Origin of the sequence: Vannielia sp., assembly GCF_029212645.1 — a bacterium.
In the GTDB taxonomy this organism is placed as follows: Bacteria; Pseudomonadota; Alphaproteobacteria; order Rhodobacterales; family Rhodobacteraceae; genus Vannielia.
In genome coordinates this window covers 1-12,588 of sequence record NZ_JARGND010000030.1, presented here as the reverse complement: position 1 = coordinate 12,588, position 12,588 = coordinate 1, and the positions used below count along the sequence as shown (strand labels likewise).

General features: G+C 63.5%; 12 protein-coding genes. 6 read left to right on the top strand and 6 right to left on the bottom strand.

What is annotated here, in order from left to right; translation table 11 throughout:
• Positions 1-5 precede the first annotated feature (5 nt).
• The 6 genes from P1U55_RS10695 to P1U55_RS10670 form a co-directional block, all read right to left on the bottom strand.
• Entirely contained in the window at positions 6-944 is a 939-nt protein-coding gene (locus P1U55_RS10695; protein ID WP_301047567.1) for a GAF domain-containing protein, read from the bottom strand.
• Entirely contained in the window at positions 944-2,644 is a 1,701-nt protein-coding gene (locus P1U55_RS10690) for a nitrate ABC transporter ATP-binding protein (RefSeq protein WP_301047566.1), read from the bottom strand. Before P1U55_RS10690 ends, P1U55_RS10695 begins: the two co-directional genes overlap by 1 nt.
• Positions 2,645-2,649: 5 nt before the next feature.
• Positions 2,650-3,726, bottom strand: coding sequence for an ABC transporter permease (locus P1U55_RS10685; RefSeq protein WP_301047565.1), 1,077 nt, complete (start codon positions 3,724-3,726; stop codon positions 2,650-2,652).
• Between the two features lie 57 nt (positions 3,727-3,783).
• Positions 3,784-5,151, bottom strand: coding sequence for a CmpA/NrtA family ABC transporter substrate-binding protein (locus tag P1U55_RS10680; protein WP_301047564.1), 1,368 nt, complete (start codon positions 5,149-5,151; stop codon positions 3,784-3,786).
• Between the two features lie 241 nt (positions 5,152-5,392).
• On the bottom strand, positions 5,393-6,577 hold the full coding sequence (locus P1U55_RS10675; protein ID WP_301047563.1) for an ABC transporter substrate-binding protein: 1,185 nt from the start codon (positions 6,575-6,577) through the stop codon (positions 5,393-5,395).
• Positions 6,574-7,158: an ANTAR domain-containing protein gene (locus P1U55_RS10670; RefSeq protein ID WP_301047562.1), complete on the bottom strand. Its 585-nt coding sequence runs from the start codon at positions 7,156-7,158 to the stop codon at positions 6,574-6,576. The genes P1U55_RS10675 and P1U55_RS10670 overlap by 4 nt, the downstream gene beginning before the upstream one ends.
• A gap of 293 nt (positions 7,159-7,451) precedes the next feature.
• On the opposite strand from P1U55_RS10670, the gene P1U55_RS10665 reads away from it, so the two are divergent.
• From P1U55_RS10665 to P1U55_RS10640, 6 genes are all read left to right on the top strand, one after another.
• Positions 7,452-8,681 (top strand): MFS transporter, encoded by a 1,230-nt coding sequence (locus P1U55_RS10665; protein ID WP_301047561.1) that lies wholly within the window; start codon positions 7,452-7,454, stop codon positions 8,679-8,681.
• 90 nt (positions 8,682-8,771) lie between these two features.
• Complete coding sequence (gene msrA, locus P1U55_RS10660; RefSeq protein ID WP_301047560.1) at positions 8,772-9,419, top strand: peptide-methionine (S)-S-oxide reductase MsrA; 648 nt, start codon at positions 8,772-8,774, stop codon at positions 9,417-9,419.
• Between the two features lie 10 nt (positions 9,420-9,429).
• Positions 9,430-9,972 carry a sugar O-acetyltransferase gene (locus P1U55_RS10655; RefSeq protein ID WP_301047559.1) on the top strand — a complete coding sequence of 181 codons (543 nt, stop codon included), beginning with the start codon at positions 9,430-9,432 and terminating at the stop codon, positions 9,970-9,972.
• Positions 9,973-10,094: 122 nt separating this feature from the next.
• Positions 10,095-10,961, top strand: a complete 867-nt coding sequence (locus tag P1U55_RS10650) for a 50S ribosomal protein L11 methyltransferase (protein ID WP_301047558.1) — start codon at positions 10,095-10,097, stop codon at positions 10,959-10,961.
• Between the two features lie 92 nt (positions 10,962-11,053).
• Positions 11,054-11,395, top strand: a complete 342-nt coding sequence (locus P1U55_RS10645; RefSeq protein WP_301047557.1) for a hypothetical protein — start codon at positions 11,054-11,056, stop codon at positions 11,393-11,395.
• A gap of 139 nt (positions 11,396-11,534) precedes the next feature.
• Positions 11,535-12,440: a DMT family transporter gene (locus tag P1U55_RS10640; RefSeq protein ID WP_301047556.1), complete on the top strand. Its 906-nt coding sequence runs from the start codon at positions 11,535-11,537 to the stop codon at positions 12,438-12,440.
• Positions 12,441-12,588 lie beyond the last annotated feature (148 nt).

Genomic DNA, 12,588 nt, shown 5'->3' with positions numbered 1-12,588 from the left:
TCCTTTCAGGAATACCAGGCGACGATGTGTGACAACTCGCCCTTGGAATGGATCGGAACGGCGACCATGGAGTCATAGCCACCCGGAATGCCCGCCGCGCCCTTTTCGACAACCGGCAGGCCGGTGCCCAGAACCCGGCCGATCAGCCCCTGCCAGGCGGCAACGCGGCGGGGCGGGTCGCCCTCGGCGGTCCAAAGCGGGCCGTCGCGGGCGCAAATGCCGTCGATCAGTTCCGCTTCGTTGGCCTTGCCGACCTTTGCATCGCGCGCGTCCCAGATCTCGAAACGCCGCGCGATAGGGGTGCCGCGCGCGGAGAGCAGCGTCAGCACATAGGGCGCGCCGGTGGGCACCGGGATCGGCAGGCCGAGGCCCGTGGTCAGCCCGGCCCGCCCGGCGCTTTCGGCGCGGACAAAGGCGTAGGAGGCCCCCAGATCGCGCATCAGGATCGGCGTCATCGCGGCGAACACCCCGCCCGGCAAGCCTTGCCCGGTGGGGAAATGGGTGTGCTGGGAGACAAACTCAAAATGCCGCGCGGCGCCATAGTAACCGTCGTCGAGCATCAGCAAGCCGTCGTCGGCCCGCCAGCTTTCGATCGCCCCGATCCGCTCCTCGCTGTCGCTGCACAGCACAACCAGCACCGATTTCAGCGTCTCGCCGTCAAACAGCGGAACCGCCACGGCAGAGGTCAGCCCGGCGGCCTTGGCGGCGTCGGCGCGCAGGAATTCCGGCGCGGTCAGGCTTTTGAACACCACCGGGCGCGCTTCGGCCCATGCCCGGCCGGGCAGGCCCTCGCCCTTTTCAAAGCTGGTCTGGCCGGAGGCAGAGGCAAAACCCTCCAGATCGCCATAATTGCCGCCCGCCAGCTTCAGTTTACCATCTTCGGGCACCCAGTATTCGGTGACCTGGATAAAGGTGCGGGTTTCGGTATCAATCAGCGTCTCCATTACGCGGCTTCCTTCTTGCTGGAGGCGGATTTGGGCGTTTCGGCCTCTTCGGACTTGCCCTTGGCGCCGTGTTCGTATTCCTCAAGGAAACTCAGCACCTGCTCGCGGTAGGAATAGTAATCGGGGTGTTCGAGCAGCGCCTTGCGGGTGCGCGGGCGCGGCAGATCAACCTGAACGATGCGCCCGATGGTGGCCTGTGGCCCGTTGGTCATCATCACCACCCGGTCGGCCAGCAGGATCGCCTCATCCACATCATGGGTGACGCAGATCGCCGTCACCTTGGTGCGTGACCAGACTTCCATGAGCACTTCCTGAAGCTCCCAGCGGGTCAGGCTATCCAGCATCCCGAAAGGCTCATCGAGCAGGAGCAGCTTGGGCGAAAGCGCAAAGGCGCGGGCAATGCCAACCCGCTGTTGCATCCCGTTCGACATGGCCGAGGCGGGCTTGTCCATCGCATCGGCAAGGCCGACCCGCTCCAGATAATACTCAACCACATCCTGCCGCTCGGCCTGCGAGGCGCGGGGGTAAACCTTGTTGACCCCGATCGCGCAGTTTTCACGCGCCGTCAGCCACGGGAAAAGGTTGGGCGATTGAAACACCACCGCGCGCTCGGGGTCGGCGCCTTCCACATGGCGACCATCGAGCTTGATCGCGCCTTTGGAAATGTCATTCAGCCCCGCCGCCATGGTCAGCACCGTGGATTTGCCGCATCCGGAGTGGCCGATGAGGCTGATGAACTCGCCCCGGTCGATCTTGAGATCAAAATCCTCCACCACGGTGAGCGGCCCCTTGGGGGTGGGGTAGATTTTGTGCAGTTGCGAAAAGTCGAGGAAGCGGCTGTCGATCAGCCCTTTCTGGGCGTCGATAACGGCGCTGGGCATGCCGTGGATCGGCGTGATGTCAGGCAGCAGGCGCGCGCCTTCAACCTTGGCCTCAATGCCCACGTCCATCAGGTATTTGGTGACATTGGCGCGCAGCGTTTTGAACGCGTCGTTGACGTTCATCTCCATCCGGTCGCGGGGGCGGGGGATATCAACGGTGAACTCCTCCCCAAGCGTGCCATCGGGGTTGAGTGCAATGATCCTGTCCGCCAGGATGATCGCCTCATCCACGTCATTGGTGATCAGCACGCAGGTCTTCTTGTCAGCGTCCCAGATGCGCTCGATCTCATCGGCAAGGTTGGCGCGGGTGAGGGCATCAAGCGCCGAAAGCGGCTCATCCAGCAGCAGCATATCGGGGTTCATCGCCAGCGCGCGCGCCACGTTGACCCGCTGGCGCATCCCGCCCGAAAGCTCGGCCGGGCGGCGGGTGGCCGCGTGGCCAAGGCCCACCATATCAACGTAATGGGCAACCTTTTTGTCCTTCTCGGCGGCGGAGAGCTTGGAGAAGACCGTATCCACCGCAAGGCGCACATTGCCGTTCACCGTGAGCCAGGGCATCAGCGAGTAGCTTTGAAAGATCACACCGCGCTCGGGGCTTGGCTCCTTGATGGGCGCCCCCCGAAAGGTGGCGGTGCCGCTGGTCGGGCCATCCAGCCCGGCCATCATGTTGATCAGCGTGGTCTTGCCGCTGCCCGAAAAGCCGAGCAGGACCAGAAATTCGCCTTCCTGCACATCAAGACTGATGTTTTTCAGCACATCGGTGCGATGCACCCCGGAGCCGAAGCTTTTGGAAACGTTGTCGAGTGTCAGAATACCCATGCCGATCACCGATTGTTCGTGAAGGTAAAGAGCGACTGGAGGGCGAACATCACCCGGTCCAGCAGGAAGCCGATGATCCCGATGGTCAGCACCGCGACCATGATCTTGGCGAGCGACGACGACGAGCCGTTCTGGAACTCATCCCACACGAACTTGCCCAAGCCGGGGTTCTGCGCGAGCATTTCCGCCGCGATCAGCACCATCCAGCCCACCCCGAGCGACAGGCGCAAACCGGTAAAGATAAGCGGCAGGGCCGAGGGCAGCACCAGCTTGGTGATCTTGGTATAGGTGTTCATTTTCAACACCTTGGAAACATTCACCAGATCCTTGTCGATGCTGGCCACACCAAGCGCGGTGTTGATGAGCGTGGGCCAAAGCGAGCAAAGCGTGACGGTGATCGCCGAGGTCAGGAAGCTTTTGGCAAACCAGCCGTCCTGGGTGACGTAAGCGGCAGAGACCACCATGGTCACGATCGGCAGCCACGCCAGCGGCGAGACCGGTTTGAAGATCTGGATGATCGGGTTCAGCGCGGCATTTGCGGTGGGCGAGAGGCCCGCCATGATGCCCAGCGGGATCGCCACGATGCTGGCGATCAGGAAGCCAAAGAACACCGTTTTGATAGAGGTCCAGATCTGCGCGTAATAGCTGGGGGCGCCGGTATAGGCGCGCTGGATCGGCTCCTGGCCCTGGGCGGCGCGCCGTTCATTGAGGGTGGCAACCTGCTCCTGAAACTTGGCGCGGCTTGCGGCCTTGTCTTGCGCGTCTTCATGCAGGTTCACGGCCTCATGCCACACCTGCACCGGGCCGGGGATGGCCCCGAGCGAGGTTTGCACGGTGGGGGCCAGAGCCGCCCAAAGCGCCAAAAAGCCCGCGATGGCCAAAAGCGGCACACCCGCCAGCCGCCAGATCTCGGAGACCTGCGCCTTGGGGTTGTCACCGGCGATGGCCTTCAGGATCGGCGTGATCCAGGCCAGCCCCAACACCTGAAACCACTTGTCAGCGGCATTGATGCGGGTGAAGCGGCGCTCTCGGCGGGCCTCGCGGGCGGCGTCGGCCTCGAAGTTCGGGTCGGCAGTGCTCATGAAACGGTCTCCTGAATGGGGGGGCGCGGGCCGCAGCTGGGCCCGCGCATCGGGCGCTTAGCCCTGAATTTCGTCACCAACGACAGCCTGTTCGCCCTTCAGGCCAATCGGCAGGCTTTCGAGGTAGGCGTTGGGGGCGCGGCCATCGTAGGCGATGCCGTCAATGATATCGTCAGCCGGGGTCGGGGCCTTGTAACCATCGCTGTCCCAAGGGAAATCTTCTGCCTTGGCCAGCCCGTCATCCACCAGCGACTGCGCGGCGGCGAGGTAGATATCGGGGCGGTAAACGCTTTCGGCGACCTCCATGTACCAGGCATCGGTTTGTGCCTGCGGGATCTGGCCCCAACGGCGCATCTGGGTGAGATACCAGATCGCATCGGAGTAGTAGGGGTAGGTTGCGTTATAGCGGAAGAACACATTGAAATCAGGTACTTCGCGCACATCGCCCGGCTCGTATTCAAAGGTGCCGGTCATCGAGTTGGCAATCACCTCCGGGTCCGCGCCCACATATTCGGGGCGCGCCAGGATCGCCACGGCCTCTTCGCGGTTGGCGTTGTCGTTTTCATCAAGCCACATCGCGGCGCGGATCAGCGCACGGGTGAGGGCCTTGGTGGTGTTGGGGTTTTCCTCGGTGAACTCTGCCGTCAGGCCAAACACCTTTTCGGGGTTGTTGCGCCACAGCTCATAGTCAGTGATGACCGGAACGCCGATGCCCTTGACCACGGCCTGCTGGTTCCACGGCTCGCCCACGCAGTAGCCATGGATCGTGCCGGCCTCCAGCGTTGCGGGCATCTGCGGCGGCGGTGTGACGGAGAGGAACACATCGGCGTCAATCTGGCCGGTGATGTTTTCGGGGCTGTAGTAGCCGGGGTTGATCCCGCCGGCCGCCAGCCAGTAACGCAACTCATAGTTGTGGGTGGAAACCGGAAACACCATGCCCATGTTGAACGGCTCGCCCTTGGCGCTGAACGCCTCGATCACCGGCACCAACGCCTCGGCAGAGATCGGGTGCTGCGGGCGGCCATCGTCCATCGAGGGGATATGCGGGCGCATCATCTCCCACACCTCGTTGGAAACGGTGATGCCGTTGCCGTTCAGGTCCATCGAGAAGGGGGTGACGATATGCGCCTCGGTGCCGTAGCCGATGGTGGCCGCCAGCGGCTGGCCTGCCAGCATATGCGCGCCGTCAAGCTGCCCGTCGATCACGCCGTCCAGCAGCACCTTCCAGTTGGCCTGCGCCTCAAGGGTCACGAACAGCCCCTCATCCAGAAAATACCCCTGCTCATAGGCCACGGCGAGCGGTGCCATATCCGTCAGCTTGATAAAGCCAAAGGTCAGCTCGTCTTTTTCCAGATCGAGAAGTTCGGCAAGGGCCGGGGATGCCAGCGCGGTTGTGGCTGCGAGAGAAAGAAGCAGTTTCTTCATGTTTGACCTCTTGAAATGCCCGGCCCCTGAAAAGGACACCGAGCGAAAACGAAAAAAGGCCGATCACTTGCCTCCGGAAGGGTCCGGCGGAAAGTGAGCGACCTTGCTCAGATATTTCCCTGTCAGTGGGACGAAATTCGGTGCAGCGCGCGCCATTGCAAGCCACATCCAAGGTTTGCCGCGCCGCAGAATGGATAGCGAGGTGCAAGTGCAGCGAGAGCGCCGTTAAATTCTGGTTTGCTTAGTTTTTGATCGTGTTTCGGGTGTCGGGGTCGAAGATTTGACCATCAAAAAAGCGATCAGGCTGCAATGTGATCTCGCCAGAGGCCGAGGCAACCGGCGTGGGAGACAGAATCGCCCCCTCCAGTTTTGCCGAAGCGCCGGGCAGGTCGTAGCCCACCTTGGTGAGGTGCTGGCGGTGCAGGTCTGGCCGGATCACCTGATCAAACTGCGCGTCGCTCAACCCGGCCCCGCCATAGGTGCGTTGCAGCCTTTGGGCGATCCACTGGCCCTGGCTGCGCCACGGAAAAGTGGCCGCACCGTCGTGAAACTCCAGAAACCGTTCAACCTGCCGGGTCTCACCCCGCCGCGACAGGATCAGGTGGCCTGAAAGCGCGCGGTCGATCAGCTCGGCTGAAACATCAAGATAGGCTGTGCGCGACAGCAAGCCACTCGCCGTGGCCCGCACCGCCGGGTCTGAAAGCCAGCGCCCGGCTTTCCAGACGGCGCGCATCAGGCGACCGAGCAGGCTTGGCTCGGTTTCGGCCCAATCGGTGCGCACCGCCAAAACCTTTTCGGGCGCAAAGGCCCAAATCGCGTTGCCCGGTAGCAAAAGCGCGCCCGCCTCGGATTCTACCGCAACCGAGCCCCAGGGCTCGCCCACGCAAAAGGCATCCACCTCACCCGCCGCCAGCGCCTGCGCCATCAGCGGCGGCGGCACGGTGCGAATGTTGATCCCGTGGGTGCCGAGCGAGGTTGCATCGGCCCAGTAGCGCAGCAGTTCGACGTGCATCGAAAAGGGGAAGGGCACGCCAAAGGTGATGGGCCCGTCGCTGATCCCGGCCAGCGCGTCGGCGGCGGCGTAGGGATCGGCGAAATCAAAGGCGTATCCCGCGTCATGCAGCTTGGCCTCCAGCGCATTGCCCACGCCGATAACATTGCCATTGACCGAAAGCACCGACACCGCCGAAATTGCCGAGGACACCCCGCCCAGCCCCATTGCCATGGCCAGTGGCACCGGCGAGAGCATATGCGCCGCATCCACCCGCCCGAAGGCCAGCATATCGCGCACCGATGACCACGAAGGTGCCGCGATCAGATCAAGCGCAATGCCCTCGGCGGCGGCAAAGCCCATCTCCTGCGCCACGATCAAGGGCGCGGCATCAACCAGCGGCATATAGGCGACGGAGATCTGCACCGCCTTCATCCCAGCAGTCCCGCCGCTGTCACCAGGGCTTCGGCCACGTCGGGCACGCGCCGCCCCTGGTCCATCGCGGTTTTGCGCAGGAGCGCATAGGCGGCTTGCTCATCTATGCCGCGGGCCTTCATCAACAGGCCCTTCGCGCGGTCAATCACCTTGCGCTCTTCGAGGGCGCGGCGCGTTTCGGCCAGTTCGTTGCGCATCTGGCGCACCATCGAAAACCGCGCAATGGCCGTGTCCATCACCGGTTTGATCCGCTCTGGTGACAGCCCGTCAACCACATAGGCCGACATGCCCGCCTCAATCGCCGCCTCGGCGAGGCCGTCGGAATTGCCCGAAACGAACATCGCCACCGGGCGGTCCAGCGGGCCGGAGGCCAGCGTAAGCTCTTCCATCATGTCGCGGGTGGGGTTGTTGACATCAATCAGCACGATATCCGGCCCATGCGCCGCAATCTGGCGCGACAGCCCGCTGTGATCCCCGATCACCACCACATCGCAGGGGCAGGCATCGGTCAGCGCATCAACAATCGCAATGGCGCGATCCCGATCCTCCTCCACGACAACGATCTTCAATTCCCTGTTCATAGCGTCGACCTGCAAGCGATGCTGCGGATTGGCAAGGGCGATTGGCGCTATCGGACCGGGCTCAACCGGGTTTCGATTAGCCAATAGGCAAAACGCCCAAGGATTGTGCAGATCGCTGGGGATGGCGGCGCGGAGCAACTTCCTGAGAGCAGGGCAGGGGGCGCTCCAATGCCTCACGCCAGACCGCGCCCCATTTTCTTGCCAAAAATATCCCGGGGAGCGCGCGGGGCTGGCCCCTCGCTCCCGTCATCTCCCCTCTTTTCACACCCCGAAACGAGGCGTAAAGCACATCCATGCGCACAGTCCCCCTCCGCGAGGCTCATACCCTCCCCCGTTGGCGCCAGCCGATCACGCTGCTCTTTGCCATGGCCATCGCCATGCCTGTGGCCTTTGCCACATGGTCGGCCCTGCTCAACAACTTCGTGATCGAGGTCGCCGGGTTTGACGGGCGTGACATTGGCTGGCTGCATACGGTGCGCGAGATTCCGGGCTTCCTTGCCATCGGGGTGATCGCGCTGATCATCTTTATCCGCGAGCAGGTGCTGGGGCTGGTTGCGCTCATCATGCTTGGCGTGGCCACCGCCCTTACGGCGCAGTTCCCCAGCCTTGGCGGCATTCTGACCATCACCATGCTCAGCTCGATCGGCTTTCACTACTACGAAACCGTCAACCAATCGCTCCAGCTGCAATTCCTCAAGATCGAGCGCGCCCCGCAAATGCTGGGCTGGATCATGGCAGCCGGATCGGCGGCAACGCTGGTGGCCTATGTGCTGATCGTGCTGACATGGGAAGCCTTCGACCTGAGCTACAACTTCGTCTATATGGCGTCGGGCGGGTTTTGCGCCGCCGTCGCGCTGTTTTGCCTGCTGGCCTATCCGCGCTTTGAGGGCGAGCACCGCCAGAACACCCGCATGGTGCTGCGCCGCCGCTACTGGCTTTACTACGCGCTCCAGTTCTTTGCGGGCGCGCGGCGGCAAATCTTCACGGTGTTTGCGGGCTTCATGATGGTGGAGCGGTTTGGCTTTCAGGTGCATGAGGTTACGGCGCTGTTTCTGATCAACCTCGTCGCCAACATGGCCTTTGCCCCGCTGCTAGGCCGGGCGGTGGCGATCTGGGGCGAACGGCGCGCGCTGATCTTTGAATATACCGGGCTGATCTGCGTGTTCACACTTTACGGCGGCATCTACTGGTTTGGCTGGGGCGTTGTGCTGGCCTCCACACTCTATGTGATCGACCATATGTTCTTTGCTCTGGCGCTGGCGCTCAAGACCTATTTCCAAAAGATCGCCGACCCGGCTGATATGGCCCCAACCGCCGCCGTGGCCTTCACGATCAACCATATCGCGGCGGTCTTCCTGCCGGCGCTGCTGGGCTATCTTTGGGTGCTGGCACCGGGCGCGGTGTTTGCCCTTGCCTCCTGCATCGCGGCGGTGTCGCTTGGGCTGGCGCTGCTGATCCCGCGCCACCCTCGCCCGGGCTATGAAACCCGCCTGTCACGGGGGCGTTTCGCTGCCGCAGAATAAAGGCGTATCGTTGCGTGACCTTTAAACTTGCATTTACAAACTACATCTACTCCCAAAGCTTCGAGCCGAAGCGTTAGGAGGGGGATCCAGATGTTTGGATTTGGTCAGGACAAAACCGCAATGATTTCCAAGGACGAGGCGCTGCCCGGCCGGGCAGAGCCGATTGCCACCGCAGCCACGCATTTTGTCACCGGCAAAGCGCTCACCACCACGCCAGAGCCGGGTGAGTCGGTGGCGATGTTTGGCATGGGCTGCTTCTGGGGCGTCGAGCGGGTGTTCTGGAAGTATCCGGGCGTGCGCCTCACCATGGTGGGCTATGCGGGCGGTTACACCCCCAACCCCACCTACCAGGAAGTCTGCACCGGCAAAACCGGCCACAATGAGGTGGTGCGCCTGCATTTTGATCCCACACGCGTGAGCTATGATGATCTGCTCGCCGTGTTCTGGGAGGGCCATAACCCGACTCAGGGCATGCAGCAGGGCAATGACCGGGGCACGCAATATCGCTCGGGGATCTACACCTTTAATGCGGCCCAGCAAGCCGCAGCCGAAGCCTCGAAGCGGCTGTTTCAACGGGCGCTCACCGCCAAGGGCTTTGGCCAGATCACCACCGAAATCACCGAGGCTCCCGCCTTCTATTTTGCCGAGGATTACCACCAGCAATACCTCGCCAAAAACCCGGCGGGCTACTGCGGCCTTGGCGGCACCGGCGTGACCTGCCCGGTTGGCGTCGCCTGAGGGGCGGGGGGTGAACGCGCTCCCCGGCATTGAGGATGGCCGCTGGTATAGCTGCCGCACCGAAGCGCTGGGCCGCTTGCGTGACGATGCCCGCGCCGCCTGTCACCAACACGCCACGATGGACCCTGCGGCGCGTGGGGCTTGCGGCCCGCGCCTGCAAGCGCTGATGGGCCGCTTTGGGGAGGGCTGCTTTATCGAGGCGCCGCTCCACCTGGCCTATGGCTCCAATCTGCACCTCGGCAATGACGTTTACCTCAATGCCTTTTGCACCCTGCTTGATACCGCCCGCATCGACATTGGGGCAGGCGCCATGCTGGGGCCGGGGGTGCATATATATTGCGCCGATCACCACCACGAGGTTGCGAAGCGCCGCGAGGGGTTGGAGCGCGCGCTGCCCGTGAGCCTTGGGCGCGATGTCTGGATCGGTGGCCACGCCACCATCCTGCCGGGCGTGCGCATTGGCGACGGGGCCATCGTGGCCGCTGGCGCGGTGGTGCGCCATGATGTGCCCGCCGGGGCAAAGGTGGCCGGGGTGCCCGCGCGGGTGATCTAGCGCGCGCGCCGTGCCAGTGCCCCCCCGTGCCACCACTCCCCGGGCCTGCGTGGCTCCCTTGACCCTCGCAGCCGAACCGCCTAGGCGCGGGGAGCACGCACATCAGCCCCGGAGCGCCCGCCATGCCCACCTATACCGCCCTCACAACCCTCACCGGAAAAGCCCCCGCCGAGGCGCTTGGCGAAGCGCTTGAGCGGCTCACCCCCGAGCCAACCGGCATTGGCGTATTTGAGGTTGAGGATGACAGCGGGCTCTGGGAAGTGGGCGCCTATTTCATCGAAGCACCGGATGAGGCGGGCCTTGCGCTGCTCGCTGTGGCCTTTGCGGCCAAGCCCTTCACCGTGTCGGAACTGCCCGAAACCGATTGGGTTGCCAAGGTGCGCCGCGAGCTGTCGCCCGTCGTCGCCGGGCGCTTCTTTGTCTATGGCTCACATGATGCCGACAAGGTGCCCACCGATGTGGAGCCGTTGCTGATCGAGGCCGCGATGGCCTTTGGCACCGGCCACCACGGCACCACGCTTGGCTGCCTGCAAATGTTTGACGCCCTGCTGAACGAGGGCCTCACCCCTTGCCCGGTGGCCGATATCGGCTGCGGCACGGCGGTGCTGGCCATGGCGGCGGCACGGGTCTGGGACACCGATATCATTGCCTCCGATATTGATCCGGTCGCCGTTGAGGTGGCCGAGGCCAATCTGGCGGCCAACGGTCTCACCGGGCAGGTGCGCTGCATCGAGGCCACCGGGTTTGATCACCCGGTGCTGGCCGAGGCCGCGCCATATGGCCTGATCTTCGCCAATATCCTGATGGGCCCGCTGATCGATCTGGCCCCCGATATCGCCGGTGCGCTCGCCCCCAGGGGCTATGCGATTCTGTCGGGGCTTTTGAACGAACAAAGCCTTGATGTGGCGTCGGCTTACGTTGCGGCGGGCCTTACTGTTGTCAGTTCCGCCGAAATCGGCGAATGGACAACGCTTTGTCTCCAAAAATAGGGAAAGGTCGCCTAAAATTCGCCTCAATCAAGGCGCAAATTAGGCCTTGGTAGGGGTGCCGTAAAAACGACAGAAACGCGTGGAGACGACCCGTGGCCGATACATCCTACAAAGAATTTGACGGACGCCTGCGCCGCATCGCCAAAACCCATCGCCGTGGTGGCGGGTTTGAAGCCAGCGGCACGCTCGGCCAAAGCTATTACACCCGCCGCACCAAAACCCGCCGCCCGATCCTGCGCCCCGCGCTGACGGCGCTGGTGCTGTTCATCTGCTTCAAGGCGCTCACCCTGGCCCATCTCGGCACCGCCGATTACACCGCCCGCCTTGAGGCGCTGCAAACCGGCGGCACCGTGCAGAAAATTGGCGCGCATTTCATGGCGATTGATCCAATCACCGATGCCGCCGCCGCAGGGATCAAACCGCTGCTGCGCTAAAACCACCTTAAAACCAGCTTTCCTCCAACCGGTTCCAGGTGACGGGCGTTCGGGCTTTCCCGAGCGCCCGTTCTACCTTTGTGGCCGGGCCTGCGCTGCCGGGCTTCCCTTTGCCGCCGTCCCATGCTCCAGTCCCGCAATGGAAACCTACCCCTCCTGGCTCTGGATCGCGTTCGCCCTCACCGCCGCTCTTATCCAAGCGGTGCGCTTCATGGTGCAAAAGCAAATGGCCCAGGCCGGGCTCACCGCCACCGGCGCCACTTGGGCGCGGTTCATCTACTCATGGCCAATGGTCGCGGTGGCGCTGGCCGGATATATCACCCTGCGTGGCCTCACGCTGCCCGCCACCACGCCCGCCTTCTGGGCCTATGCCGCAATCGGCGGGGCGAGCCAGATCCTTGCCACCGTCTACGTGGTGAAGCTCTTTGCCCGCCGCAATTTCGCCGTGGGCATCACGCTGAAGAAATCGGAAGTGCTGCTCACCGCCGCCGTTGGCTGGCTGGTGCTTGGCGAGGTGCCGGGTTGGGCCGGGTTTGCGGCCATGGTGGTGGGGATGGCGGCGATCCTGCTGCTCTCCGCACCTGCCCAATCCGGGCTGAAGTTTGATAGCCGCTCTATCGGGCTGGGCCTCGCCTCGGGCCTCTTTTTTGCCATCTCCGGTGTGGGCTACCGCGGTGCCACCCTCCAGCTTGAAAGCAACGATGTGCTGCTGCGCGCCGGTGTCGCGCTGGCCTTCGTGGTCACGCTGCAAGCGCTGCTGATGCTGGTCTGGCTCACCCTGCGCGACCGGCAGGAAATCCGCCGGGTGCTCGCCGCATGGCGCCCCGGACTGCTGGTTGGCGTCACCTCCTTTGGCGGCAGCTTTTGTTGGTTCGCGGCCTTCGCACTCCAAACCGCCGCCATCGTCTTCGCCTTGGGCCAGATCGAAGTTCTGTTTTCCATGATCATCGGCGCACGGATCTTCTCCGAGCATCTCACCCGGCGCGAACTCACAGGCATCGCCCTGTTGATCGCCTCAATCATCACCCTCGTCGCGGCAGCCTGACACACCGCCCCAAAAGGGGCGCGCCTATTTTGTCTCTCAATGCTCCAGAAATATCCCGGGGGGTGTGGGGGGCTGGCCCCCCATGGATGGCGCGGTGTGGGGGGCTGGCCCCCCATGGATGGCGCGGTGTGGGGGGCTGGCCCCCCAT

Excerpts from the sequence above, each read along its gene's own strand:
- P1U55_RS10695 (WP_301047567.1), bottom strand. The coding sequence starts at position 944 with ATGGAGACGCTGATTGATACCGAAACCCGCACCTTTATCCAGGTCACC.
- P1U55_RS10690 (WP_301047566.1), bottom strand. The coding sequence starts at position 2,644 with ATGGGTATTCTGACACTCGACAACGTTTCCAAAAGCTTCGGCTCCGGG.
- P1U55_RS10685 (WP_301047565.1), bottom strand. The coding sequence starts at position 3,726 with ATGAGCACTGCCGACCCGAACTTCGAGGCCGACGCCGCCCGCGAGGCC.
- P1U55_RS10680 (WP_301047564.1), bottom strand. The coding sequence starts at position 5,151 with ATGAAGAAACTGCTTCTTTCTCTCGCAGCCACAACCGCGCTGGCATCC.
- P1U55_RS10675 (WP_301047563.1), bottom strand. The coding sequence starts at position 6,577 with ATGAAGGCGGTGCAGATCTCCGTCGCCTATATGCCGCTGGTTGATGCC.
- P1U55_RS10670 (WP_301047562.1), bottom strand. The coding sequence starts at position 7,158 with ATGAACAGGGAATTGAAGATCGTTGTCGTGGAGGAGGATCGGGATCGC.
- P1U55_RS10665 (WP_301047561.1), top strand. The coding sequence starts at position 7,452 with ATGCGCACAGTCCCCCTCCGCGAGGCTCATACCCTCCCCCGTTGGCGC.
- msrA (WP_301047560.1), top strand. The coding sequence starts at position 8,772 with ATGTTTGGATTTGGTCAGGACAAAACCGCAATGATTTCCAAGGACGAG.
- P1U55_RS10650 (WP_301047558.1), top strand. The coding sequence starts at position 10,095 with ATGCCCACCTATACCGCCCTCACAACCCTCACCGGAAAAGCCCCCGCC.
- P1U55_RS10640 (WP_301047556.1), top strand. The coding sequence starts at position 11,535 with ATGGAAACCTACCCCTCCTGGCTCTGGATCGCGTTCGCCCTCACCGCC.